This is a genomic window from Mycobacterium sp. NGS62 (assembly GCF_059812285.1).
In genome coordinates, this window is the sequence record NZ_JCALCK010000007.1 from 1 (window position 1) to 26,169 (window position 26,169).

A 26,169-nucleotide genomic window follows, 5' to 3' on the forward strand; every position below is an offset into this window, starting at 1 on the left:
CTCTTGCCGCGTTACGATGCGTGTGAAAGCCGGTATGTCACTGAACATTCGGTAAGCCGAAACAATCTTCTCGATGTGCTCGGGTTCGAGGAAGTTCTGCGCGCGGCCTTCGCGATAGTCGCGATCGGCGTTAATGAACAGTACCTTGCCCTGGCGCTCGATCGGCTTGGAGTCCTTGTGCCGCAAGATGAGAATGCAGGCTGGGATGCCAGTGCCGTAGAACAGTTGCGGGCCTAGGCCGATGATGGCTTCGATGATGTCATCTTCGAGCAGACGGCTGCGAATCTTGCCTTCCTCACCGCCACGGAATAGAACGCCGTGGGGCATAACCGTGGCCACCATGCCATCTGTGCGCGTGACGGCCAACATGTGCTGGACGAACATCAGATCGGCCTTCTTCCCGCTCTCGGGCGTATATCCGTAGCGGAAGCGCTCGGGGAAAGGAATCGCGTCCTTGTTGTAGTTCAACGAGAACGGTGGATTGGTGATGACGCGATCGAAGCGCATCAGCTCACCGCCCTGTAGGTGGGCTGGATCCTCCAAGGTGCCGTCGTTGTTGTTGCGTACGTCGGCGTCGGGAATGCCGTGGAGCAGTAAGTTCATCTTGGAGATAGCCCAAACGCTGCCATCTTTCTCCTGACCGGCCAACGCAAGGTTACGGCGATTGCCACCATTCTCCTCGACGTAGTCCTTGGACAGAATCAACATGCCGCCCGAGCCGCTGCAGGGGTCATAGACACTCATGCCTTCGCGCGGATCGGCGATCTGTACCATCAGACGCACCACCGCGCGGGGTGTGTAGAATTCTCCGCCCTTCTTACCTGCGGAGTCCGCGAAGTCACGAATCAGATACTCGTAAGCGGCGCCGAGTAGGTCGGGGAACTCGAAGCGGTCCTGACGAAGCGACTCCTTATTGAAATGCATGATGAGCTCACGCAACTTCTTGTCCGACATTGACGACTGACCGACCTTGCGGTTGAAGTCGATGTGTTGGAGCACGCCCTCCAGCGCGGGGTTACGTTCCTCGAGGGCCTGCAGGGCCTTGTTGAGTTCGTTGCCAACCTGCTTGTGGGCGTGGTCACGCAGGCGCGGCCAGCGGGCACGCTCGGGCACGTAGAACGTTTCGTAGAAGGCAGAGTCTTCCGCTCGTTTCTCGGCCTCGGACTGACTGCGACCCCTGGCGAGCTGATCGGCGATGACCTTCTCGCGCTCGGCCGCGAACTGATCGGACGCGTATTTCAGGAATAGCATGCCGAAGATGTATTCCTTGTAGGCCGATGCCTCCATGGACCCGCGTAGGACGTCAGCCGCAGAAAAGAGGTGGCGCTCCAGCTGTGGAAGCGTTAGCCGCGCCATCTACAGTGCCTCCGCAACGGTCGTAGCACCGTAACTATCGGTGGAGCATCTCAGTGCTGTCGCGCCGACCCCGGACATCTTCGTGGACTTCACTTATCACCCTCGTTGGCAGCGTGTTTGCGACGAGACATTACTTAAGCCGAGCCCGTCGATAGGGAGAACCACGGGCTGTGTGCCTTGCCTCGACCATTACTGTTTCCGGCCGGCGATTTTGCGAGGGTTCGGGCTCCGCCTGGTCTCGCTGACGGTGATCGTCGCGCTCCCGCCGATGATGGTCACGGACTTACGTGCCCGCGTGAGGGCGACGTAGAGGTTGCAGTGATCGGTCAGTCGATCGACGTCGGAGATGATCACGTGGTCATACTCGAGTCCCTTGATGAGGACAGTGCGTGAGACGGTGCGCCTTGACGGCCGACGTCCGCTATGGCGGAGGCGGTCACGAACGCGGCCAAGCTCGGCCGTGGGAGAGCGATCGGCTTCCGACCCACAATGCTCCAGCGCCGTAGCCATGTCATTCCACGCCTCGCGGGAATGCGGCTGCGCCTCCTTCGCAGCCCGGATTTCGCGCATCGAGTCGCCGAGGGTTTCGAACGCCGGATTTGCAAGGACTCTGTCGAGGGCGGCGAGGGTGCGTTCAAGCCCTAGCCTCGTCAGGCTGGACACTGTCGTGCCCTTTTCGAGCCGCTTCAGCACTGTCTGATCGAGTTTCGTGTAACCGGTGAAGCACTTCTTGGCGAGACACGCCAACCACAGCGCGAACTGTCCTGGTTCGATTGCTTCCAGCTTGACGAAGGCTTCGATCATGAAGTTGCCGCCGATGTCCTCCATGGTTGTGTAGGCGCCGTTGAGACGGCTTGCGATCGATCTTGCCGACCCTCTGTCGGGTGGCGCGATGATCACCACTGATTCACCGTCGGGACGTGACTGCAGGGCAGCGTCCCGAAGCTCAAATCTCTGTGGCGTTGCTGGGACGAAAGTGACGCCGACTGGTAGGTCTGCGTCGAACGTTATCGGTGATCCTGGCTGCAGCCGGGCCCTGATCGCGTATAGCCATTCGCCGAGGGGTTGATTGTGCTCGGCCCAACGATGCGGGACGTAGTCAACGGGAAATGCGGGGAAATGCGGGAGCACGTCTGACTCCCAATCGACGATGGCTTCGCGAAACCCGAAGATGCCCTGCAGTCGGTCTCCGAAGACCGCGCAGGCGGGGATGGCACGGGCAAGCTCCAATATGAGTTCGTGCTGGGCCAGCGAGCAGTCTTGGTATTCGTCGATCAGGACGTGGCTGTAGCTGCTGGCCATAACATCGCGGATGTGCCGGTTCCCAAGTACACGGCAGGCTCCCTCGATGTATTGGGCTGACTCGTCCCAATTCGGGGTCTCTGGAACTGCTAGTCCGGCGATTCGCGAGTAGCTCCGCGCGAGTTCGAAAGCGAGGCTGGTGATGGTGCCCACGCGGGCGGCTTCAGGTGCCACACCGAGCATCCGCATCTTGTTCCGAATGGAGTGAACGCCCGCGTGTGTATGGGTGAGGACCAGCGTCTTGCCGGACGTGGCGGCGACCTCCCGGAGAGTGTCGACGAGCAACCAGGTCTTGCCTCCGCCGGCAGGGAGTTCCACCGAACATGGCAGCGCATCACTGAGGCGAGCGGTGGTCATTGTTCGGTTAGATTCGACGGATTACCGCGGGTACCGGTGTCCCCCTCGGGAGCTGGTGCGAACACGGCGTCTCGTAGTTCCTGGACCTTCAACGCGCTGTCGGAATCCGGGTAACCCTCTGCCTCAAGAAGGAGCGCCGCCAGCGCTCGGCCTTTGTCGACCCTCTTGAACCAGCTGCGCTTGTGTGCGGCGCGTGCCACTGTCGCGCGGGCGGCATCGAGGCCGACACCAAGTTCGTTCCATTCCTCAACGCGAAGGGTTGTCACCTCCTCGGACAAGCCGTAGGCGTGGAGATGATCGAGAACGTTGCTGCGGTACGAAGACGGGTCATCGGATAGCTCGATGGCCTTACCGATAAGGCCATCGAGTTCGGATGCAGTAAGTGTGTCGGTGACCGCGAGTTCGATGTTGTAACCGTCTTTCCACCGTACGACGGCAACCCCATTGCCCGCCAGTGCATCGGCGGCGTCACGGTCCTTCTCCACGTCGCTATCCATGAAGAGAACGACGTCGTAGCCCACGTCAGCCAGAACTCGTGCCCACTCGATAGTGTCACCGCCGCTGCCTTCCACGGCCACCGCACCGATGGCGGCGGACGAGGGTTTGCAGCCCTCGGCGAGCTCGGCATTCCATCGATCGAGGAGTTCCAGAAGAAATCCGTACTCGGTCTTGCCCTCCGCAAGCACGACCCGGCGGGCGAGGAATGCTTCGGGAGAACGGCGGATCAGTTTTTGGAGATCGGTCTGATCCGGCGCGAATGACTTGACCGTCACAGTGCCATTGCTGTCGCGGCGCACGATTCCGAGGTCGTCGACGGCGAGATGTCGGAGTGCGGTCGGCGAATGAGTGGTGGCGATAGCCAAGGCTGAGGCTGTCCGGTCTTTGACGCACGTCAGCAGGTTGACGAGGCGATGGGGTTCCAGCCCGTACTCGATCTCGTCGATCAGAATGATGCCCTTGTCTGCGTTTGCCATCTGCTGCGCGGCGACACCCGCTAGGCGTCGGCTGCCCAGTCCGAAATTGCTCAGGGGGACAGGCCCTTCGTAGAGGGCAAGGTTGCCCGTGGACGTGGATAGCGATTGGTCTAATCCGGGCTTGAGATTCTTGAACTCGCCACTGCCGAGCGCGTGAAGACGCTGCTGGACAGCAGCAACGAGTTCGGCAAGCTCAGGCGGAATTGCGGCGGAGACGGCCTTGCGTGCCTCCCTGCTGGCCCTGAGGAGAAGTTCGTCCGCCCCGTGCTCTGCCTCGGTGAGTCGGCCGAGTGCGGACGTTCGTGACCACCTCAGGTGAGTATCGATTCGTTCGTCGACTTTGTAGGCGCCGATAAGCCGTCTCGCGGCAGCAGTCACGGTCACAACAGGTTCTGGCTTATTCGGCCGATAGGCAGTCCACGTGGGCTCTAGGTTCTCGTCAACAGCAAGAGCGATGACCAAGCAAGAGTCGTGGTCGTCGTCAGGATCCTCGTGGAGCTCACCAGCCTCATCGATCCCCGCGAGCGACATGCCAAGCATGTCGTGGTGGCGAATCGGGGTCGGCAGATCGCTGAGAGCTACCCGGATGCTGATCGGCTTCTCGACGTCTCCCTGGTAGAAGTCGGTGTCGCTGATCGAAAGGTTCCACCGGTCGCTGAGGGCCATGTCGATCGCGGAAAGGATGGTTGATTTTGCAGTGTCGCCGGGGCCGATCAGCGCTAAGAAGCGCGCCCCTTTCGGAATGTGCCAGGACATATGCTCGATACCCCGAAAATGAGCAATGTCCACCCGCCGTACATCCACCTCAAAACCTCGATCTGCATGTCGGATCACACCGTGGTCTGCGCCACGCCAACGTTCGACTATCTCACCGAGGACCGACAAGATCGTCTAGTTGGGTGAGCAACCAACACACCATGGGGCGGGTTCGCAGGCCTGACGCCAATCAACAGGCCACCACGTCGGCATCACCGGGTCACGAACACTCAGCAGCTGGCTCGCCGCAGGAAGCAGGAATATCGAGAGGAAGCGGGCTGCCCAATCGATTTTCAACTCGTTAGACCCCGGCCTCAAGCAAGATGCGAGGCCGGGGCCATTCGACTAGAGCACAGACCCGCAGGTCATCTCCAACGCTGGTCCCGAAGCCGTTTGTTTCACCGGCCGCATCAGAGTGCACTTCGCTCAGTGTAAGTGGGGTGCGCTCATTCGAGCGCCGGCCACACGCCGCCGGTGAACATCGCTGCCCCGGGAGTGATTCGTCCAGTCAGTCGCACCAGGAGACGCGCGTGCCAGGGCGCGGTGGGCCCGTTGTTCTGTAGCAGGTCCAGGAAGCCGCCGCCGGATCGCACCTGATGGGCGTAGTCGACAAGTAGGTCTGGGACCCATCCCACCGGTGCACCGTCGGACGTTTCCAGGAGCAGAGCTCGCGGGTTCGCTACGTTCGTGGAGTCGTCCATGAGATTGAGGCGGTCGCCAGCCTGGAGCGATGCCGCCACAGCTTCGGTGCCGTGCTGGCGTACTGCATAACTAACCCCGCGAACAAGGAAGATCGCCTCAGTTTCACCGCCGTCGGCGACGGCGGGTGACTCGGCGAGCAACACGCTGTCGCCCTTTCGCTCTCCGCCGCTGCGGCTGAGTATGTCGAGCCGAGATGCCTTGACTGTGAGCCCGAGCCAGCGCACGTACTGGGGATAGTCCGGTCGCTTTCGGTCCATCACGCGTAGGTCGAAGAAGGGCCAGAGCCGGTCCGATTCATAAACGTAGTTGAGGTCTGGGAACCCGATGAAGGGACGGAATCCCTCAACAGACGTCCCTACTCCTTCCAGGTACTGGAAGCGGTAGCCGGTTTCCCGATAATCCAGCACCCCTACCGGTGTGATGACGCGACGCTGCCGATTGCGCCAGGCAATCGCGAAACGTCGCACAGCACGGCTCGTAGGCGGTGAGAGCACCTCAGCGGAGGACATCAAGCAATCTCCCTCGGTTGACCATGATGAGCTCGACGGTGAAGCGGCGCGTGATTTCGGACATCTCCGATGCGGCGACCACACTCACCACCGAGTCGGTGTCCACAGCCACGATGCGCTTGCGCCAGTAATCTCGCGTGGTTGACTCGCAGAGTGCAGTTGCGGAGTGCGCCAGTTCGACGAGGGTCTGCCAGCGGGTACCCCGACCATGCTCGAACCTGTACGCCTTTCCGCGGCTCGCCCAACGCGGAACGGTCCCGTCGCGCAAATGCTGAGCGCGGGTCTCGTCGGTCAGCGTGAACCCGAGGCTGGCCGCGTGGTCGAACGATGGGCACAGCGCTTCCGCCTCGTCTGTCTCCGGCGGTGGCACGAGTACCGCCCAGTTCCGATCGTGACGGTCACCGTGGGCGATCAAAGCGTCGAACACAAGGTAGCCGGCGAAAGCATCGAATGCGCGGAACGTGGACGGGAGCGCTGAGCCGGGAGGTATCGCAAACCGCGTAAGCGCCTGCTGGATCGTCCGAACGTTGTGCCCACGTTGCCCCGGATCGTCCGGGTCGTAGCTCGGCAAAACCTCGGGCATCAACGCCTGTCCCGCCTGCAGCTCCCAGTTCGGCAACCGCACGTCCTCAATAAGGGCACCATGCACCCCATCACGGACAGCCAGCTCGACCGGCGCCGCCGGAATCCCGACGAGCCGCGCCAACTCGCTGGCGAGTTTCTCCGCTAAGTCTTCGCCGAGCGAGCGATCACGCTCAGGTCGCGCCGGCTTGAAGAGCCATGTGCGCTTCTGCGAAGGATGCTTCAGCCAATCGTGCGGGTGCTGGCCCTGGGGCTCCAGACCGGCGACCGACCAATCGTCGACGGTAACGACCGGCCAGGATTCGAGCACCAGCTCATTGTGCCGGGCATACGCGCCGGACAGACGAGCTGACGGCGCCTGTCGCGCCCACATTAATTTCAGGGCCAGTCCGCAGTCAGTCCGCAACACATCCACATTCGGTCCGTGCCACCCAACCAAACCAATACCTTTGACCTGTGACTTCTTACTCACGCCAACACCGTCAACTCAATCAAACGCGCTGGTGTCGTGGTTCGGGACGAAGAGGTCGTGGGTTCGAATCCCGCCACCCCGACTTGTGTGGGTCTAAGTCGACTGCCTCCTGGGTAATCACCTTCCTGTTACCTGCTGCCTAAAACAGGAATGGGGTGTGCGATGGCAGGCGCTTTGGTTGCCGACTTCGTGCTGGAACGGCTGCGCGACTGGGAGATCGAGAAGGTTTTCGCCTACGCCGGCGATGGCATCAACGGGCTGCTCGCGGCCTGGGGTCGGGCGGACAACAAGCCGAAGTTCGTGCAGGCCCGCCACGAGGAGATGGCCGCGTTCGAGGCGGTCGGCTACGCGAAGTTCTCTAACCGGCTCGGAGTATGCGCGGCGACGTCGGGCCCCGGCGCCATCCATCTGCTCAACGGCCTTTATGACGCCAAGCTCGACCGGGTACCGGTACTGGCGATCGTCGGGCAAACGAACCGCAGCGCGATGGGCGGCTCCTATCAGCAAGAAGTCGACCTGATGAGCCTGTACAAAGATGTAGCCAGCGAGTACATCCAGATGGTCACCGTGCCCGAGCAGCTACCCAACGTCTTGGACCGGGCCATCCGCACAGCGGTGACGAAGCGGACGGTGACGGCCGTCATCATTCCCGCTGACGTGCAGGAGCTCGAATACTCGCCGCCGACTCACGAATTCAAGATGGTCCCGTCCAGTCTGGGGTTCGAGTGGCCTGACATCGGGCCCTCGAAGGACGGGTTGCAGCAGGCCGCCGAGGTGCTCAACGCCGGCGAGCGCGTCGCCATGCTCGTGGGTTGCGGCGCGAAGGGGGCGGTCGACGAGGTGACCGAACTCGCCGAGTTGCTCGGGGCGGGTGTCGCCAAGGCATTGCTGGGTAAAGATGTGCTCTCCGACGAGCTGCCTTGGGTGACCGGCTCCATCGGGCTGCTGGGGACGCGTCCGAGCTGGGAGTTGATGCGCGACTGCGACACTCTGCTCACGATCGGATCGAGTTTTCCCTACACGCAGTTCTTGCCGGGATACGACCAGGCGCGTGGCGTGCAGATCGACATCGACCCGGCGTTGATCGGCATGCGCTACCCCAACGAGGTGAACCTGGTGGGCGACGCGGCAGCGACGGTGCGCGCGCTGATACCGCTGATCCAGCGCAAGTCAGATCGGTCCTGGCGTGAAACGGTCGAGAAGAACGTGAATCGTTGGTGGGAAACCATGGAGATGGAAGCCAACGTGTCCGCCGATCCGATCAACCCGATGCGGCTTTTCTCCGAGTTGTCACCCAAGCTGCCCGACAACGCGATCGTCACCGCCGACTCGGGGTCGTCGGCGAATTGGTATGCGCGCCAGCTGAAGTTTCGCGGCAACATGCGCGGCTCCCTGTCGGGGAACCTCGCCACAATGGGCCCCGGCGTGCCCTATGGCATCGGCGGCAAGTTCGCTAACCCTGACCGGCCGGTGATTGTGTTCGCCGGTGACGGTGCGATGCAGATGAACGGGATGGCCGAGTTGATCACGATCGCGCACTACTGGGAGGAATGGGCTGACCCCCGGCTGGTCGTCGCGGTTCTGCACAACAACGACCTCAACCAGGTGACATGGGAGATGCGGGCGATGTCCGGCGCGCCGAAATTCCCTGAGTCCCAGACTATTCCAACGGTAGACTACGCAGGCTTCGCAGCCAGCTTGGGTCTGGCGTCGGCGACGTTGACCGATCCCGATCAGATCGCATCGGCGTGGGATCAGGCGCTGCGGGCGGATCGCCCGACGGTGCTCGACGTGCATTGTGACCCCAACATCCCGCCGGTGCCGCCACATGCGACCTTCGATCAGATGAAGGCCGCCGCCACCGCGGTGCTCAAGGGCGACGAGGACACCCTCGGCATGCTCAGGGAAGGCATCAAAGTCAAGGCTCAGGAGTTCATCCCGCGCCGACGCAAATAGCGGGGTTTGCCGACGCTGGCTTAGCTAACTGAAACCACTTGCGTCACTTGGTTTCAACCGGTTGTCCACAGTCGGCCCTCTATCCACAGACTTGGCGGCTGGAGCCGTAGGTTGTCGGCCGGTGGCGCTACTATTCGAACATGCGAGCGAATAGTTGGGACGAGATCGTCGGGATCTTCGACGCCGCCGACGCCGACATGCGACTCGCTGTGGACCTGTCGTTTGATGGGTTGACCACTCCAGAGTGTTTGGCGCTGCTGGAGCGTTGGGAACGAATCCGTCGGAGCATGTCGGCGGTTGATCACGCGTTGATCAACAAGGTCGCCGAACAGGCCGACGAAACGGAGTTGGGCGGCAAGTTACCGTTTGCGTTGGCGCAGCGGTTGCGTATTACTCGCGCCGAAGCCTCCCGACGTATTGGCGATGCCGCCGATTTGGGGCCGCGCCGCGCGATGACCGGTGAGCCGCTGGCGCCGGTACTGCCGGCCACTGCCGAAGCGCAGCGCGCCGGGGAGATCGGCGACGGTCACGTGCGGGTGATCCGCGGCTTCTACCACCGGCTGCCCGACGCGGTTGACATTGAGACTCGAGAGCAGGCCGAAGCGCAACTGGCTCGCCAAGGCAGCCAATTTCGGCCCGACCAACTGGCCAAGCTGGCCGACAGACTCACCGACTGCCTCAACCCCGACGGCGATTTCAGCGACAACGACCGTGCCCGCCGACGCAGTCTGATCATCGGCAAACAAGACGTCGACGGCATGAGCCCGATCACCGGATATTTGACCCCCGAGGCGCGCGCCACCATCGACGCTGTCCTGGCGAAGTTGGCCGCCCCAGGCATGTGCAACCCCGACGATCCCGCCCCATGCGTGGGCGCCACCCCCTCTCAAGAGGCCATCGAGCGCGACACCCGCAGCACCGGCCAGCGCAACCACGACGCGCTCAATGCCGCCGGACGTGCGCTTTTGGCCTCCGGTGATTTAGGCACGCACAACGGGTTACCAGCGTCGATCATTGTGTCGACCACCTTGGCCGAGCTCGAAGCGGGTTGCGGCAAAGCGATCACCGGCGGAGGAACCCTGCTGCCAATGAGTGACGTGATTCGGCTCGCTTCCCACGCCCATCATTACCTCGCGATCTTCGACAAGGGCAAGGCGATCGGGCTGTATCACACTAAACGCCTGGCCAGCGCCGGGCAGCGAATTGTGTTGTATGCCAAAGACCGTGGCTGTTCATTCCCTAACTGCGACGTGCCCGGCTACCTCACTGAAGCTCATCACGTCACCGATTTTGCGCAGTGCCGGGAAACCAACATCGATGATCTCACCTTGTGCTGCGGTCCACACCACAAACTGGTCAGCTCTGGCGGCTGGAACACCCGCAAACTCAAAAATGGTGACACCGAATGGATCCCACCGCCTCACCTGGACCGCGGCCGACCCAGAACCAATACCTACCATCATCCCGAGCGACTGCTCCGCGACGGCGAAGACGATGATCCAGCGGCGGCGTAGCGATTCACTAGTGCTGGGGCCGCGGGGCGGCGGTAGCCGCCCCCTTGCCGCCGGTCTGCGTCGACGATCCGCTCAGCTGTCGCGCGGTGTTCACCAATCCGACCATGCTGAACGCCTGCGGGGTGTTGCCGACCAGTCGCTGCGCACCGGTGTCGTATTCCTCGCTGAGCAGCCCGACGTCGTTGCGCAGGTCGAGCAGCTTCTCGAACAGCTCGCGAGCCTCGTCACCGCGGCCGATGCCGTGCAAAGCATCAGCGAGCCAGAACGTGCACGCCAAAAACGTGCCCTCAGTGCCAGGCAAGCCGTCGACGCCGCCGTCGGCGTCGGGTCGGTAACGCATCAGGAATCCCTCGCTGGCCAACTCGCGCCGCACGGCATCGACCGTGCCGACGACCCGCGGATCATCCCACGGCAAGAACCCGACGCGGGGTATCAGCAGCAGCGCGGCATCCAGCCCCTGAGAGCCGTAGAACTGCGTGAAGGTCTGCCTTTCCGCGTCGTAGCCGTGCTCACAGACGTCGGCGTGGATGCGGTCCCGCAAGTCGCGCCACGTGTCGAGCGGGCCGTCGAGCCCCTGCGTTTCCACGGTGTGCACAGCCCGGTCGACGCCGGCCCACGCCATCACCTTCGAATGCACAAAATGCCGTCGGTCGCCACGCACTTCCCACAGGCTGGAATCCGGCTGGTCCCAATTGCCTTCGAGAAAGTCCAGCAACGCCAGCTGGATGTCCCACGCCGAATCCACCGCCTGCATCCCGGTTTCACGCGCCAGGTGCAGCCCGTCGAGCACCTCGCCCCACACGTCGAGCTGGAACTGTCCGGCCGCGTCATTGCCGATCCGCACCGGCGCCGAGTTCTCGTACCCGGACAGCCAATCAAGTGTCAGTTCCGGGATCCGGCGGGTGCCGTCGATGCTGTACATGATCTGCAGCTTCGCCGGATCACCGGCGACGGCTCGCACCAACCAGTCCCGCCACGCTCTGGCCTCGTCGATATAGCCGGTGCCCAGCAGCGCCTGCAAGGTGAACGTCGTATCCCGCAGCCAGCAGTACCGATAGTCCCAATTACGAACTCCGCCAATACCTTCGGGCAACGACGTAGTCGCCGCGGCGAGAATCCCGCCGGTCGGGTCGTAGGTGAGCGCCTTCAGAGTGATCAGGGCGCGGCGAACCGCCTCTTCGTACGGACCGCGGTAGCTGCAGCGGCCGATCCAGTCCCGCCAGAATTCTTCGGTGTCGGACAGTGCCCGGTCGGCGTGTGCCCGCACGGCATGCGGACGGTGCGACGACACGTGGGTCAGCACGAACGGCACCTTGTCGCCGGCGGCCACCTCGAATTCGGCGACCGTGGACATGTGGTCGCCGCGTACGTCGGCGGGCGTGGTCAGGCACAAGGTGTCGGGACCGGCAATGGCGATCAGACCGTCCTCGCTTCGCCGAATCCAGGGCACGACATTGCCGTAATCGAACCGGATCACCAGGTGCATCCGCATCGACACCCGCCCGGACAGCCCTTCGACAATGCGCACCACGTCGGCGGCTTCACCGCGCGGCGGCATGAAATCGGTGACTCGCACCGACCCTTCGTCGGTGTCCCACTCGGTGTCCATGATCAAGGTGTCGTCGCGATAGGCGCGCCGCGTCGCCGGCCCACCCGAGGCCGGCGCCAGTCGCCAGTGACCGGCGGACTCGTCGTGCAGCAGCGCCGCAAAGCACGAACCGGAGTCGAACCGCGGCAGGCACAACCAGTCGATGCTGCCGTCACGGCTCAGCAGGGCGGCGGTGTGCAGATCGCCGAGTAGCGCATAATCCTCGATTCGAGCCATCAGAGTTCGATAACCACCTTCACGTCGCCGTCAGCCGGCTGGAATGCGTCCGCTGCATGCTCCAACGGGACGCGGCGGGTGACCAGGCCCTCCAGCCAGTCGTTGTCGGCGCGGGCCAGCACCTCGGCGCCCTGCTGGTAGTGGCGCAGGTTGGCGTTGACCGAGCCGACCACCACGTCGTTCTCCAGCACGATGTCACGGTTCACCAGCCCGGCGTCGACGTCAATGCTGTGCCCGCCTGACGAGACGCCGGTCAGGCAGGTGATGCCGTAGGTTTCGGTGTTCATCAGCGCGCCGAAGACGATGCTGCCCACACCGGTGGCCTCGATGACGACGTCGGGCCGCAATTGTTTGGCCACCGACTCGATGTCCTCGTGGTGGTAGGTAGCGCCGAGCGATGTGACCAGCTTCGGCTTCGGGCCGTCGGTCACCCGGTCCAGCACGTGCGTGTCCAAACCGCGTTGCACACCGATCAGCGCCGCCAACAAGCCGATCGGTCCGGCGCCGGTCACCAGTGCCCGTTTCGGTTCGAACCAGCCGCGGCTGCCGATCCGCTCCACCTGCTCCCAGGCCTTGGCCACCACTGTCGTCGGCTCCAGCAGCATGCCGACACGCTCCAGCGACGGATCGAGCCGCACCGCGTAATCGGGTTCCACACACCACGCTTGGCTCCCGTAGCCGTCCAGCTCCTTGATGCCCCGCTCGCGGTAACGGCCATTGCGGCACATGTCGAACTCACCGTGCGCACACGCGCCGCACGGTTCGGGGTCGGGCCGGCGCACCACGCCGACCACCAGATCACCGGCCGAGAAGCTGCTTGATGCCGGTGCCTGACGCACCCGGCCGAGCGATTCATGGCCGAGGACCAGGCGCGACGAGCTCGGCGGTGCCCAGCCATACTCGCCGGAGACGATCTCCTTGTCGGTGCCGCAAACCCCCATCGCGATGCCGTCGACCAGTAGTTCGCCGTCGGCCGGGGTGGGGTCGGGCACGTCGGACACGCTCAGCGAGCCCTTGTGGCCCGGCTGCACGGTCAATGCGCGCATACCAGCTCCTCCTTCACTAAGTACCAACTTTTCGTCACAGGTGATACCCCGCGCTGGACGTGACAATGCCTCCAGTTCGGGGACGTTCATCGGGGCCGGTCTCGCATAGGTGCTCCTGCCCGGCGCGCACAGTCGAAGTCGGCCCAGTTTCGGCAGATCGGAATCGGCGCCAATCGATATGCACTCGTTCACCTTTCGTTCGATTCCTCTGATGGGGACCAATGCGCGGGACAACCAAGACGGCATCGACAAGCGATCAGATCGGCATCCGGTAGCCGAAAAACTCGTAGTCCTCGTGCGACCCGCCTTGGCCCAACCCGAGATGGGCGAAGCTTTGCACGAACTCGATCCTGTCGATCCATTTGACTTGCTTGAAACCGATCTCGCGCTCATTGCGCAGGCGAAGCGGCGCACCGTGTGTTTCGTTGAGGGCTTGACCGTTCATCTCGTACGCCAGCAGGCATGTCTGCTCGCGCATGTGCCCGATCTTGTGGCAGTCGTAGTATCTGCCTTCCTCGGGGTCGGGACCCGCGTCCGCCATGGAGTAGAACACCACCCAGCGCGCCGACGGTAAAGGGCGGACGATATCGAGGATGTCGGACATGCGCACCCCACCCCATTTGGCCACCCCTGACCAGCCTTGGATGCAGTAATGCTGGGTGATTTGTTCATGTTTCGTCAACGCACGAATATCCTTGTAGGAGAACATCACCGGGTTCTCCACCAGCCCATGGATGCGCAGCGACCATTCCGACCAGTTGGTGGACAGCAAGTAGTTGTAGTGGTCGGAGGTGGGTATGTGACCATTCGGCCAGAAGTACGGTGAGATATCTTTTTCTGAGTAGGTGGCCTTCGGATGCGCCCATTCCATGAACGCCTTGATCCAGCCCACGGCCCACCGACCGACGACTTGAACGACGCCGGGATAACGGATGGTGATCGGCGAGGCAACCAACCACAATCCGATAATGATGGCCATCGCCACGATGTAAACGACTAGCGCCCAATATGATTCGGTGTTCGTCCCCAATACAATGTGATTCAGATTTCCCACGAACCCGGTGATGAAAACCATCACCGTGTGGACTGCGATGAAAAAGACCATCCACAACAAAATCGCGAAGTGCACGGTGCGCGCGACTTGACGGTTGAGGACGCCCCGCCCAAATCCGAACCGGGCGGCAATCGCGGGCGCCTGCAATAGACCGGTGACAAACGCCAGCGGCGCAGCAACCAGCACCGTGGTGAAGTAGGCGACGATCTGTAATCCGTTGTAGTTGGTAAAACCTTCGTTGGTTGGGAAGTCCAACGACGCGTACTGCACTCCAGTCGACAATGCGTTGGGAAGCACCTCCCAGGAGCGTGGCACGATGCGCTGCCATTGCCCGGTGCCGAACATCAGCACATAGAACACCAGGCCGTTGACCAGCCACAATAAATCAAAGCTGAAGTGCCACCACCGCGCTAACCCAATCGAATGCCGAAAGCCAGGTATTCCCAACCATTTCGGGACGGCGACCGAATCGTCTTTTGCCGTCCATATCCGAGCCGCATCGTCTTCGTCCATGCGGTCCGGCGGGACCGGATCGCGCATCCGCAGCCATGCGGTGCCCGGCTTGCAGCCGGAGTTAAGATACAGCCGGGGATGATCGGCCAGGATCTGTATCCCGGCCCGCATCAAGAACATCATGAAGATGATGTTGAACAGATGCTGCCAGCGTAACCATGCCGGGAATCCTGTGGTGACAGCCGGCGCATAGGTAGCCGATGTGCCGGGATAGGTCTCGATGAAATTCTTCATCCAGTCGTACTGGCGCAGCTGCTGGGCCAGCGCCACCATTATCAGTAACCCGGCGACGCTGATCGGGATCAGCCACAGCGTGCTGTACCAGCATCGACCGATCCGGACGTCGGGCACCCGAGCCTTTTCTTGCGGTAATCCGCCTGCCCAGGAACCGAGATTGATGCGACGATCGAATGCTCGCCGGCTCCGTCGCTGATAGAGCGGTGATTCGGGACGACCGGTGGCGGCCGAATCATTGCCGCGTTGCAAACTCTCAGTCACTCTGTTCCCTACGACGTGCCTCTCGGGATTACGGAGCCGGCCCTGAGACGTGATCGCCGGACGACATCTCCCTGATAAAACGGATAGACGGATGATGCGAACCGTCCGCAACTGCTGCGCCCATCGAAGCGGCCCTTATTTTTTGAAGGCACGCTCAGCCAGCCGCAACAACATCAAAGTAGCTGAGCGACAAAGCAGTTGGTGATCGCGTTCGCGCATAAGCCCCCGCTGGTTCGCAGGTTCTGACTCGACGATAGCGAGTCCCGGCCACTGCCTCCACTGTCGCGGCGGTCTTTTCGACAGTTAATTTCGATGGGCGAAATCATTACTATCGATGCATGGACTTGCGGCAGCTGACGCATTTCGTGGCCGTCGCGGAGGAAAGGCAGTTCACCCGTGCCGCCGCGCGGGTTCACGTCGTGCAGTCAACCCTGTCCGCCTCGATCGGTTGTCTTGAACGTGAGCTCGGCACCGCCCTGCTGATTCGCAACAATCGCCGGGTGGAACTCACAGCCGCGGGGCGTGCACTGCTGCCGGCCGCGCGGAGAGCATTAGCGGCCGCTGACGATGCCCGTGCGGCCGTTGACGCGGTGCGCGGCCTACTGCGCGGGCGCCTGGCCATCGGTGTCGTTCAAGCAATCAGCGTCGTCAACCTGTCCTCACTGCTCGCGCAGTATCACGAGCGCTTTCCCGGTATCAGCTTGACTCTGCATCACAGCACCGTGGATGGCCTGGTCCGTGGCACGGTCGATGGCAGCCTGGACCTGGCTTTCGTCAACCGCCCGTTCGATCCACGTCGTATTGAAGAACTGTCGTTGGGGGCCGAATCCCTGGTACTTGCCGTATCACGCGACGACCCCCTCGCGGCCGAGCAGGTCGTCGCACTCGCCGACCTCGTGGGCCGCGACTTCGTAGGATGCCCAACGGAATTTGCGATCCGCGCCCGCGTCGACGCCAGCTGTGCCGCTGTCGGTCTCCACCGCAACATATGCTGCGAGACTGATAGTCTTAGCGACCTGCTCGACCTCGTCGGCAGCGGGTTGGGCATCGCGTTTCTGCCCCCATCGTTAGCACGAAGCTCAGATCGTGTCGCCACTGTGAGCACCGAACCTGCCATCCCGTGGGAACTTGTCGTGGTCACGACGGCCGAGCGCCCGCATTCTCCGGCCGCCACGGCCTTCCTCGACCTGCTTCGGGAATATCTCCGCCCCGCAGCGCAAGGATGCACGAACGAATCGGCTTTACCGGAACCCGCGTAATCGGGCCCGCGCCGGTGCTGACCTCGGCGCTGTCGGCGATGCGCAAGCAGTTCGGCGGGCGCGACGAGAAACCCCGCGACTCCGTTTGGCCGGTGCGCAAATCGGGGTAAACCCCGGCGTGACCCAGGCAGAAGCAACGGTCGAACCCAGGCTGCCCGCAGCGCATGGACCGCTGTCGATGGCGGTGCGGCGCACTCTCACCGAACCGGCGCCGCGGGACCAGTTGGTCCGCATCGGAGCTTCGGTGCGGGAATCGGATCCCTACGGTCTGGACCTGCAGCTGGCGCTGTACATGTGCTACGAGCTGCACTACCGCGGCTTCGCCGGCGTCGACCCGACCTGGGAGTGGAATCCCGGACTGTTGCACCTGCGTGGCCAGTTGGAGCGGGCTTTCCTGGCGGCCGTGCAACGAGACGTCGGTCCGATCGACCCCGACCACACCGCGGCAGCCGAAATGGACGCCCTCTCAGTCGAAACCGTCGACGGCACTGGCCCGTCATACTGGCTGCGCGACAACGGAACCTGGGCGCAGATGTGCGAATACTTCGTGCATCGGTCGCTGTATCACCTCAAAGAGGGCGATCCGCACGCCTGGGCTATTCCGCGCCTTACCGGCCAGGCCAAGGCCTCGTTCGTGGCGGTCGAATTCGATGAGTACGGCGCCGGACAGGGTCCGCGAGTCCATCAACAGTTGTTCGCGAACCTGCTGACCGCCGCAGGCTTGGACTCGACGTATCTGGCCTACCTGGACGCGGTTCCGGCCGAATCGCTGGCAGTGGTGAACCTGATGTCGCTGTTCGGTCTGCACCGCCGGTTACGCGGTGCGGCGATCGGGCATTTCGCGTCGACGGAAATCACCTCTCCACCGGGTTCGCGCCGACTGGTGGAGGCCCTCCAGCGACTCGGGGCACCCGCGGAGTGTGTGAAGTTCTACAGCGAGCACGTCGAGGCCGACGCCGTGCACGAGCAGGTGGTGCGCATCGACGTGGTCGGCGACTTGGTCGGCCGGGAGCCGCAGTTGGACTGCGACGTGGTGTTCGGGATCCGCGCCCACGCGATGATTGAAGACCGTCTCGGTGACGCCATGGTGGCGGCGTGGAAAGCCGGCCAGAGCTCGCTACGACGACCGCTCGGTTGACGCTGACTGCGTGCGGCGACAGCGTCGGTGGCTGGTGTCGCACAGCGGGTAGTTCTTGCTGCGCCGACAGGTGCAGACGGCCACCATGAACCGATCGGATTCGACGACATCACCGTCGGGCATCTCGATGCGCACCGGCCCGGCTATCAGCACCGGCCCGTTGGGCACCACCTGTACCCGCGTACAGCCGGTCACGGCTTGTCCGCCCGGATAACCACGAGTTCCTCCGCACGGCATCCGCGCCGAATGCGGCCGGTGTCTTCTAACCAGCTTGCCCGGGCCGACATCACCGGTCCAAACGGAATCCATTGGGAGGCAATGACTCGAGCACTTAAGCCGGTTGATCGCAATGCCTCGAGCGTCTCGTCGACGCCCGATAAGCTGGAGTGCACCAGCAGCATGGAGCCGCCCTCGCAGAGCAACCGAGATGCGGACTCACACAGCGGATCCAGTATCAGCCGCCCATCCACTCCGGCGTTCCACGCCCATTCAGGGCCAGCGCATTTCGGGATCGCCTCGCTGTCGCCCGCCGGGGGGGTCGCCACATACGGCGGATTGGACATGATCACCTCGAAGGGTGCGCAGTTGAGCGCACCGATCCAAGACCCTTCCCGCACGTCCACATCGACACCGGCATGCACCGCATTTCCTCGCGAACACGCCACAGCGTGGGGACAAATGTCGAATGCGGTCACACTGGCTGCCCCCAATTCGGCAGCGGCGATCGCGATGTAACCGCTGCCGGTACACAGATCCAGTACCCGGCGCCCCGGTACGAGCGCGGTGGCTTCCATGGTGTCGACGAGAAGCTGCGAGTCCTGTTGCGGCGGATACACGCCGTCGGCGGCCAGCGAATCCGTTACGGGCGGCGCCAAGTAAGAAGTGGTCACCTGCGGCCTTTCGACACGTTGCCACGTCGATCGCGGCTGGCGTGACTATGCCCGCAAACCATGCTGTTGAAACCAGGGCCGATCAGGCGCCCGTGGGTGCGTGAGCGAATTTTTCAACAATCGTTGAACAGAACGCCGGCAGATCGGACGGCGAACGGCTGGTGATCAGATTCCCATCGACGACGACCTCCTCGTCGACGACATTGGCGCCGGCATTGCGCAGATCGGTGCGAATGCTCTGATACGACGTCAGCGTGCGCCCCTTGGCCACCCCGGCCTCCACCAACGTCCACGGGCCGTGGCAGATTGCCGCGACCGGCTTTCCCGACGTCACGAAGTCCCGCACGAACGAGACCGCCGAATCGTCCATCCGCAGCTTGTCCGGGTTGACGGTGCCGCCGGGCAACACCAGCGCGTCGAAATCCTCGACCGACACATCCTTGACCGCCCGGTCAACGGGAAATGTCCCCGCCGGCTCCAAATCATGGTTCCGCGCCTCGATTTCGCCAGATTTCAGCGACAGCAACTGGGTCTGCGCACCTGCGTCTTCCAGCGCCGCGCGCGGCTGTTCGAGTTCGACCTTTTCTACGCCGTCCGCTGCCAGAAAGGCGACCTTCTTGCCTTGCATCTGATCATGTGACATAGCGGTTCTCCTTCGTTGTCTTAGGGTTTGAGCACGACCTTGGTGCAGTTGTCGCGCTTGTGTTTGAAGATCTCGTATCCGTGTGGCGCCTCGTCGAGCGAAAGCCGGTGGGTGACCAAGAACGTCGGATCGACCTCGCCGTTGCGGATCCGCTCGAGCAGCGGTCGCATATACCGCTGCACGTGGCATTGTCCGGTTTTGATGGTCAGCGACCGATTCATGATCGCCCCGATGGGGAACTTGTCCATCAGCCCGCCATAGACCCCGACGATCGAGATCGTGCCACCGTTACGGCAACTCATCGCCGCTTCCCGCAAGGCATGGGGCCGTTCGGTTTCCAGCCGAGCAGCCTGTTTCACCCGGTCATAGGCGTCCACCACGGTGGACCCGTTACGGGCCTCCAAACCGACCGCATCGATACAGTGGTCCGGACCACGCCCGGCGGTCATGTCGCGGAGCTCTTCGAGCACCGACGTCTCGGCGAAGTTGAGCGGTACCGCCTGTAGTTCTTCGGCCAACTCCAACCGATACGGAACCCGGTCAATCGCAATGACTTTCGAAGCGCCCAGCAGATAAGCACTCGCCATCGCGAACAGTCCTACCGGGCCGGCACCCCAGACTGCGACCACATCACCCGGCGTGATGTCGCACATCTCGGCACCCATGTAGCCGGTCGGAAAGATGTCCGACAAGAACAGCACCTGTTCGTCGGTGAGGTCATCCTCGATCTTCAGCGGGCCTACATCGGCAAACGGCACCCGCGCGTATTCGGCCTGCCCGCCGGCGAATCCGCCCAGCATGTGCGAGTAGCCGAACAGCCCGGCAGGTGAGTGGCCCATCAGCTTCTCGGCGATGCCCGCGTTCGGGTTCGAGTTCTCGCACAGCGAGTACAGGTCGCGCTCACACGCCGAGCACGCACCGCATGCAATCGGGAACGGCACCACCACCCGATCGCCCAGCGCCAGTTTGGTCACCGCCTTGCCGACTTCGACGACCTCGCCCATGAATTCGTGCCCGAGGATGTCGCCGTGCTTGACGGTCGGAATGTAGCCGTCGTAGATGTGCAAGTCCGAACCGCAGATTGCCGTCGAACTGACGCGCACGATCGCGTCGCGCTCGTTGAGAATCTTCGGATCGGGAACCGACTGCACCTCCACGGTGTTACGTCCGGCCCACACCGTGGCCTTCATCGGTCGGCTCCCTTCGGCTGCCCGCTCTGCTGATGCATTTGCCTGCGCGCGGTAGTACCTTCCGGCGATCCATCCGAACGCGTAACCTGCCCGGTCTCCAGGATCTGCTTGAAACGACGAAGGTCGTCGTTGACTTGTTGGTCCGGCGACTCGCCGAATACGGTTGCCGCCGCCTTGGCCAGCGCGCCGCCCGGCAGGCGATAGCTCATCGTCACCCGCACCTCGGTGTCGGTGCCGCCCGGCGCGGGCGTGAACTCGACGCTGCCACCGTTTTCGATGGCTGAGCCCGGCAGCGACTGCCATGCGATGCGGGTGTCGGGCTCGTCGTCGGTGATCTGCGCGTCCCACTCCACCGACTGGCCCATGGGCGCGTTGGCCACCCAGTGCGTACCACCGTCTGATCCGGCGGTCACCGACTTCAGGTGATACATGAATGACGGCAGGTTCTCCAGGTCGCGCCAAAACCGGTAAACGTCCGCGGGCGGGCGTCGCACCGTGACCGCTGCCCGCAACGTCTGATGGCGCGGCCCGTTGGCGTGTCGTCCACCACCGTCGCGACTGGTGCGCAGCGCCGCGTACAGGTCGGCAGCACCGATGCCGGCCAGTGCGGCCGCCGCGATCGCGCCCCGCTTCCGCCGCCCCGGTCCCCGATTGGCCACCCCGACACCCAGCAACGCCAGATCCAGGACGTCGCCGGCGACGCGGGTCCATACCAGCTTCTCCGGCCCGAACAGCAGCGCGGCGCCGTGTCCGCATTCACGCAGGCCCAGCGCCCGGATCACCGACCGCGTTCGATCGGTGTCGTCCACACCGGCCACCCCGGCAACCTGCGCCGGTGCCAGCAATTCACTGAGGCCCAGCACCACACTCGCTCCCCCGAGCCCCTTCACCAGCAGAGCTGTGCCGTTCGCAAACGACGGATTAGTCATCACCGTCCCCTTGGTTGGCGGCTGCCCGTAGCGCCTCGAGCAACGGCTCGGCGGCCTCTTTGAAGAACAGGTCTTGTGCCTCGCCACCGATTTGCACCAAAGCGACGTCGGTAAACCCGGATTCCCAATAGGCCCGAACCGCGTCGACGATCGCGTCGAGGTCCGGCCCGCAGGGAATGCTCTCGGCGACGTCCTCGGGGCGGACGAACTGGGTGGCGGCGGCAAAACCCGCCGTCGTCGGCAGGTTGGAGTTGACATGCCAGCCCCCGCCGAACCAGCGGAACTGCTCGTGGGCGCGTTGCACCGCGGCGTCGCGGTCCGGGTCCCAGCACACCGGTATCTGCCCGACGACCCGGCCGCCACCGGCCATCCCGACGGCCTGACGCGCGGAGTGCCAGTCACGGACCAGGTCTCCGCTGGGCTGCACCGCGATCAGGTGGTCGGCGAGGGTGGCGAACTTGCCGATCGACCGTTCGCCGGTCATCGCCACCGCGATGCCGATCGGATCATCAGGCAGATCCCACAGTCGTGCCGAGTCCACCTGGTAGTAGTCCCCGCGCCAATCGACCAACTCGCCACCGAACAACGCGCGGATGATCTCGATCGCTTCGCCCAGCATGTCCTGGCGCTGCTTGAGCGCCGGCCAGCCCTGGCCGACGACGTGCTCGTTGAGGTTCTCGCCGCTGCCCAGCCCGAGGGTGAACCGGCCGTCGGCAAGGATCTGCACGGTCGCGGCCTGCTGCGCGACGACCGCCGGGTGGTATCGGATCGTCGGACAGGTCACATACGAGTACAGATCCACCCGTTCGGTGGCATGTGCGACCGCTCCCAGTACTGCCCAGGCGTTGGGGGCGTGTCCTTGCGACGAGAGCCACGGCGAGAAGTGGTCACTGCAGACCTCGAAGTCGAAACCTCGACGTTCAGCCGAAATCGCATATCGGACAAGGTCTTTCGGGCCATTCTGTTCTGTCAACAGGGTGTAGCCGAACCGCGTCATTCCAGACGGGTACCCCAGCACGGCCAGGGCAAACGATTGCCGCGACTAAAGGCGGTCCTTCACCGCCGCCGACAGCCGGGCTCCGTCGGCCTTGCCGGCGGCGATCGCGGTGGCCGCCTTCATCACCATGCCCATCTGTTTCATGCTGGGCCGCTCGCCGAGTTGCTCGGCCACCTGGGCGACCGCGGTGTCGACGACGTCGGCGAGCTCACCCTCGGTGAGCGGGGTGGGCAGGTATTCGTCGATGACCCGCGCTTCGGCGTGTTCCTCGGCGGCGAGCTCGCCGCGGCCGTTTTGGGTGTAGATCTCGGCGGCTTCCCCCCGTTTGCGGGATTCCCGGGCCAATACCTTGAGCACCTCGTCGTCGGAGAGTTCCCGCGACTGCTTGCCGGAGACTTCCTCGGTCTGGATCGCGGCCAGCAACATGCGCAGGGTCGCGGTCCGCAATTTGTCCCGCGTCTTCATCGCTTCGGTCAAGTCGGCGCGCAGCCGGGATTTGAGGTCGGCCATAGCTCAGACGCTACGCGAGCCATCTGGCGCCGCGGGACCTTGCGAGACATTGAGAAATACCCTCGTGGCCGACAGGATGGGAGTCATGATCGACGACGGCGGCGCCACCTGGTGAGCACGCCGCCGTTCGACTACCCCGAATACCCCGAGGGGTGGAACCCGCCGCCAGGTTACGGTCCCCCGGGATACCCCCCGGCGGGCTATCCGCCCCCTGGGTATGGACCGCCGGCCGGCGGCCCGCCGCCGGGGTATGGGCCGCCACCCGGCTATCCGCCTCCGCCTGGTTATGGATCGCCACCTGGCTACGGGGGTCCGCCGCCTGGCTACGGGGGTCCGCCGCCCGGCTACGGCGGCCCGCCGCAGTTCCACCCGGGCGGTTTCCGGCCGGGGATCATCCCACTGCGCCCGTTGGGACTAAGCGAAATCTTCAATGGCGCAGTCGGCTATGTCCGGGCCAATCCGAAAACAGCTCTCGGGCTCACGGCGATCATCGTCGTGATCACACAGGCCATCGCGTTGATGATCGCGGCCGGACCGATTGCCGGCACCAGCCGGCTCACGACGGCATCGCCCGACGAGCCCACTGGCGGTGATGTGGCCGCTGGGCTGATCTCGGCTGCTGCCAGCGGCCTCATCACTTGGCTGGCGGGGATCCTGCTCAGCGGCATGCTCACCGTCGTCGTCGGCCGCGCGGTATTCGGGTCCACGATCACCATCGGCGAAGCCTGGACGAGAATCCGCGGGCGGCTGCCGGCACTGCTGGGCCTGGCGGCACTGGAAGCCGTCGGCGCGATACTGCTTGTCGGTCTGGTGGCGCTGCTCATCACCGCCGTGGGCGCCGTCGGCAGCGGCGCCGCAGCGCTCGTTTTCGGTCTTCCGTTGGTGCTGGCCCTGATCGCAGCGTTGGGCTACTTCTATACCGTGCTGTCGTTTGCGCCGGTGCTGATCGTGTTGGAACAGCTGCCCGTCATGGACGCCATCACCAGATCCGTTGCGCTGGTCCGCAACAGCTTCTGGCGGGTGCTCGGTATCCGGTTGCTGACCTCTGTCGTGGTGTTCGTCATCGCAGGTGCCGTCGCGGCGCCGTTCAACTTCGTCGGCCAGCTTATGGCCGACCCGTCCAGCGGGCCCACACTGATCGGTTTGACGATAGGCGCCGTCGGATCGGCAATAGGCCGAATCATTACCGCTCCGTTCAGCGCCGGTGTGGTGGTCTTGCTTTACACCGATCGCCGCATCCGCGCCGAGGCGTTCGACCTGATCCTGCAGACTGGTGCCGCCAGCGGTCCGGCGGCGGCACATTCCACCGACTACCTCTGGCTGACCCATCCAGGCATGAGGATTGGCTGAGGATGCCGACTATCGACATCGACCGCGATGCCGCACACGAGGCTGCGCAACGCGAACTGGCCAAACCGATCTACCCCAAAGCTTCGCTGACACAACGATTCCACGATTGGGTCGACGAACTACTCTTCCGCCTGGTCGAAAAGGGGTCTGCGTTGCCCGGCGGATGGTTCACCATAGCGGTGCTACTCGTTCTACTGGGGATCGCGCTGCTGATCGCGATCCGGGTGGCGCAGCGCACAATACACACCCGCCGCGGCGGCGACTACCAGTTGTTCGACGGCGGGCCACTCAGTTCCGCCGCGCACCGCGCGACTGCGGACGGTTTTGCCGCTGAAGAGAATTGGACCGCAGCGATTCGGCACCGGCTGCGCGCGATCGCCCGCGCGCTGGAGGAGACCCGCGTACTCGAGCCCGCTCCCGGCCGTACCGCCAACGAGCTGGCCCGCGACGCCGGCGCGCGCATACCACGGGTCGCCTCCGAGTTCGCCCGGGCCGCTGCAGCTTTCAACGACGTCACCTACGGCGAACGGCCCGGGACATCTGCCGCCTACCAGATGATCGCCGACCTTGACGACCATCTGCGATCCGGTTCGGCGACCGACGTGCCTGCAGCCGACCAGTCGACAGCACTGGGCCCGTGGGCGGCGGTGCAGTGACGGCCACCGGCTCGTCGACGCTGGTCAGACGTTGGCGAACTTGGCGGTGGGTCCTGTTGACACTGGCCGCTCTCTGCGTTGTCGCGGCGGTCGGCACTTACCTGACCGCGGCACGGCCGGGTGGCCGGATGGATCCGACGGCCACCGGGCCGGACGGCGCACATGCATTGGTGGCGCTGCTGGCCGCCGGAGGAGTCGACGTCGTCGCCGCCGACACCGTTGCCGATGTGGAACGGGAGATGCGCTCGGGGAGCCTGCTGCTGATCGGGCAGAGCCAGTACCTCACCGATGACGCACTGCTGCACCGGCTCGCCGACGTCCCCGGTGACCTGCTGCTGGTAGAGCCGACGTCGCGGACCCGCGCCGCATTGGCGCCGGACATCCGCAGCGGCGGCGCCAGCACACCGGAGAGCAAGCCGGATTGCGCGCTGCGCGCAGCGAACAGCGCCGGATCGGTACAGTTCGGCCCGACCAACACCTTCAGTGCTGCGTCAACAGCTATCGGCCATCACCAGATCACCAGCTGCTACGGCGGAGCGCTGGTCCGCTACCGCGACGGTGAACGCACCGTCACCCTGGTGGGCAGCACCGAGTTCATGACCAACGGTGGCCTGTTGCGCGCCGGTAACGCCGCACTGGCGATGAACCTCGCCGGCGAACGCGCTCGCCTGGTCTGGTACGCGCCGCAGCGAGTCGAGGGCGAATCGAGTTCCGCGGCAACCATCTTCGATTTGATCCCCGACAATGTCGGCTGGATGGCCTGGCAACTGTCGCTGACAGTGTTACTGCTCGCGCTGTGGAAGGGCCGCCGGATCGGCCCATTGGTCGCCGAGGACCTGCCGGTGGTCGTGCGCGCGTCGGAGACGGTCGAGGGCCGCGGCCGGCTGTACCGTTCGCGGCGGGCCCGCGACCGCGCAGCACAAGCTCTGCGTACCGCGGCCCTGCAGCGGCTGTCCCCCCGGCTCGGCCTGAGCTCGACCACGCCCGCGCCCGCGGTAGCGAGGGCCGTCGCGCAGCGCAGCGGCGCCGACGCGGACTCGGTGCGGCATACGCTGTTCGGGCCGCCCCCGGCGACCGACACCGATCTGGTGGCGCTGGCCCGTGCGCTCGACGACATCGAAAGGCAGGTCGCACACTTATGACCCGCGCTGGCGACGATGCAGAGCGAAGCGATGAGGAGGAGCAGCGCTT

22 protein-coding genes and 1 pseudogene are annotated in these 26,169 nt (G+C 64.0%); 7 read left to right on the forward strand and 16 right to left on the reverse strand.

The window, feature by feature from the left end:
• The 6 genes and pseudogenes from AC5Y49_RS17595 to AC5Y49_RS17620 all read right to left on the reverse strand — a co-directional run.
• On the reverse strand, positions 1-1,356 hold a 1,356-nt coding region (locus AC5Y49_RS17595), incomplete at its 3' end, for a type I restriction-modification system subunit M (RefSeq protein WP_499889300.1).
• A gap of 189 nt (positions 1,357-1,545) precedes the next feature.
• Positions 1,546-2,259: an ATP-binding domain-containing protein gene (locus AC5Y49_RS17600; RefSeq protein ID WP_499889565.1), complete on the reverse strand. Its 714-nt coding sequence runs from the start codon at positions 2,257-2,259 to the stop codon at positions 1,546-1,548.
• Positions 2,260-2,562: 303 nt separating this feature from the next.
• A pseudogene (locus AC5Y49_RS17605) lies at positions 2,563-3,015 on the reverse strand (UvrD-helicase domain-containing protein); the annotation flags it as partial.
• Positions 3,012-4,793, reverse strand: coding sequence for an ATP-dependent nuclease (locus AC5Y49_RS17610; RefSeq protein WP_499889302.1), 1,782 nt, complete (start codon positions 4,791-4,793; stop codon positions 3,012-3,014). The pseudogene AC5Y49_RS17605 and the gene AC5Y49_RS17610, both read right to left, overlap by 4 nt.
• Positions 4,794-5,191: 398 nt before the next feature.
• Entirely contained in the window at positions 5,192-5,956 is a 765-nt protein-coding gene (locus tag AC5Y49_RS17615) for a hypothetical protein (protein WP_499889303.1), read from the reverse strand.
• Positions 5,943-6,848 (reverse strand): HipA domain-containing protein, encoded by a 906-nt coding sequence (locus AC5Y49_RS17620; protein WP_499889304.1) that lies wholly within the window; start codon positions 6,846-6,848, stop codon positions 5,943-5,945. Before AC5Y49_RS17620 ends, AC5Y49_RS17615 begins: the two co-directional genes overlap by 14 nt.
• Positions 6,849-7,172: 324 nt before the next feature.
• On the opposite strand from AC5Y49_RS17620, the gene AC5Y49_RS17625 reads away from it, so the two are divergent.
• Both AC5Y49_RS17625 and AC5Y49_RS17630 read left to right on the forward strand, forming a co-directional pair.
• Positions 7,173-8,966, forward strand: a complete 1,794-nt coding sequence (locus AC5Y49_RS17625) for a thiamine pyrophosphate-requiring protein (RefSeq protein ID WP_499889306.1) — start codon at positions 7,173-7,175, stop codon at positions 8,964-8,966.
• Between the two features lie 140 nt (positions 8,967-9,106).
• On the forward strand, positions 9,107-10,480 hold the full coding sequence (locus tag AC5Y49_RS17630; protein WP_499889308.1) for an HNH endonuclease signature motif containing protein: 1,374 nt from the start codon (positions 9,107-9,109) through the stop codon (positions 10,478-10,480).
• A gap of 7 nt (positions 10,481-10,487) precedes the next feature.
• On the opposite strand, the gene AC5Y49_RS17635 is transcribed toward AC5Y49_RS17630, so the two are convergent.
• From AC5Y49_RS17635 to AC5Y49_RS17645, 3 genes are all read right to left on the reverse strand, one after another.
• Positions 10,488-12,305 carry a glycoside hydrolase family 15 protein gene (locus AC5Y49_RS17635; RefSeq protein WP_499889311.1) on the reverse strand — a complete coding sequence of 606 codons (1,818 nt, stop codon included), beginning with the start codon at positions 12,303-12,305 and terminating at the stop codon, positions 10,488-10,490.
• Positions 12,305-13,351, reverse strand: coding sequence for a glucose 1-dehydrogenase (locus AC5Y49_RS17640; RefSeq protein ID WP_499889313.1), 1,047 nt, complete (start codon positions 13,349-13,351; stop codon positions 12,305-12,307). The genes AC5Y49_RS17635 and AC5Y49_RS17640 overlap by 1 nt, the downstream gene beginning before the upstream one ends.
• Positions 13,352-13,607: 256 nt before the next feature.
• Positions 13,608-15,269 carry a molybdopterin-dependent oxidoreductase gene (locus tag AC5Y49_RS17645; protein WP_499889315.1) on the reverse strand — a complete coding sequence of 554 codons (1,662 nt, stop codon included), beginning with the start codon at positions 15,267-15,269 and terminating at the stop codon, positions 13,608-13,610.
• A 485-nt stretch (positions 15,270-15,754) separates the two neighbouring features.
• On the opposite strand from AC5Y49_RS17645, the gene AC5Y49_RS17650 reads away from it, so the two are divergent.
• The gene (locus AC5Y49_RS17650) at positions 15,755-16,675 is read left to right on the forward strand and encodes a LysR family transcriptional regulator (RefSeq protein ID WP_499889317.1); all 921 of its coding nucleotides are present in this window, start codon (positions 15,755-15,757) and stop codon (positions 16,673-16,675) included.
• A gap of 178 nt (positions 16,676-16,853) precedes the next feature.
• Positions 16,854-17,813, forward strand: a complete 960-nt coding sequence (locus AC5Y49_RS17655) for an iron-containing redox enzyme family protein (RefSeq protein WP_499889549.1) — start codon at positions 16,854-16,856, stop codon at positions 17,811-17,813.
• Here the strand turns inward: AC5Y49_RS17655 and AC5Y49_RS17660 are convergent.
• The 7 genes from AC5Y49_RS17660 to AC5Y49_RS17690 form a co-directional block, all read right to left on the reverse strand.
• Positions 17,793-18,008: a CDGSH iron-sulfur domain-containing protein gene (locus AC5Y49_RS17660; RefSeq protein ID WP_499889318.1), complete on the reverse strand. Its 216-nt coding sequence runs from the start codon at positions 18,006-18,008 to the stop codon at positions 17,793-17,795. The genes AC5Y49_RS17655 and AC5Y49_RS17660 overlap by 21 nt on opposite strands.
• A complete protein-coding gene (locus AC5Y49_RS17665; RefSeq protein WP_499889320.1) occupies positions 18,005-18,703 on the reverse strand; it encodes a HemK2/MTQ2 family protein methyltransferase in 699 nt (232 codons plus the stop codon). Before AC5Y49_RS17665 ends, AC5Y49_RS17660 begins: the two co-directional genes overlap by 4 nt.
• Positions 18,704-18,785: 82 nt before the next feature.
• The gene (locus AC5Y49_RS17670) at positions 18,786-19,346 is read right to left on the reverse strand and encodes a type 1 glutamine amidotransferase domain-containing protein (protein ID WP_499889324.1); all 561 of its coding nucleotides are present in this window, start codon (positions 19,344-19,346) and stop codon (positions 18,786-18,788) included.
• Positions 19,347-19,366: 20 nt separating this feature from the next.
• Positions 19,367-20,536, reverse strand: a complete 1,170-nt coding sequence (locus tag AC5Y49_RS17675; protein WP_499889326.1) for a zinc-dependent alcohol dehydrogenase — start codon at positions 20,534-20,536, stop codon at positions 19,367-19,369.
• On the reverse strand, positions 20,533-21,465 hold the full coding sequence (locus tag AC5Y49_RS17680) for an SRPBCC family protein (protein WP_499889328.1): 933 nt from the start codon (positions 21,463-21,465) through the stop codon (positions 20,533-20,535). The genes AC5Y49_RS17675 and AC5Y49_RS17680 overlap by 4 nt, the downstream gene beginning before the upstream one ends.
• Positions 21,458-22,462: an LLM class F420-dependent oxidoreductase gene (locus AC5Y49_RS17685; protein WP_499889330.1), complete on the reverse strand. Its 1,005-nt coding sequence runs from the start codon at positions 22,460-22,462 to the stop codon at positions 21,458-21,460. Before AC5Y49_RS17685 ends, AC5Y49_RS17680 begins: the two co-directional genes overlap by 8 nt.
• A gap of 45 nt (positions 22,463-22,507) precedes the next feature.
• The gene (locus AC5Y49_RS17690; RefSeq protein WP_499889332.1) at positions 22,508-22,972 is read right to left on the reverse strand and encodes a GatB/YqeY domain-containing protein; all 465 of its coding nucleotides are present in this window, start codon (positions 22,970-22,972) and stop codon (positions 22,508-22,510) included.
• Between the two features lie 108 nt (positions 22,973-23,080).
• On the opposite strand from AC5Y49_RS17690, the gene AC5Y49_RS17695 reads away from it, so the two are divergent.
• Genes AC5Y49_RS17695 through AC5Y49_RS17705 form a run of 3 tightly spaced genes read left to right on the forward strand, consistent with a single transcriptional unit; the run spans position 23,081 to position 26,120 of the window.
• Positions 23,081-24,322 (forward strand): DUF7847 domain-containing protein, encoded by a 1,242-nt coding sequence (locus AC5Y49_RS17695; RefSeq protein ID WP_499889551.1) that lies wholly within the window; start codon positions 23,081-23,083, stop codon positions 24,320-24,322.
• Positions 24,323-24,324: 2 nt separating this feature from the next.
• Entirely contained in the window at positions 24,325-24,978 is a 654-nt protein-coding gene (locus AC5Y49_RS17700; protein ID WP_499889334.1) for a DUF4129 domain-containing protein, read from the forward strand.
• Positions 24,960-26,120 carry a DUF4350 domain-containing protein gene (locus AC5Y49_RS17705; RefSeq protein WP_499889336.1) on the forward strand — a complete coding sequence of 387 codons (1,161 nt, stop codon included), beginning with the start codon at positions 24,960-24,962 and terminating at the stop codon, positions 26,118-26,120. Before AC5Y49_RS17700 ends, AC5Y49_RS17705 begins: the two co-directional genes overlap by 19 nt.
• Positions 26,121-26,169: the final 49 nt, after the last annotated feature.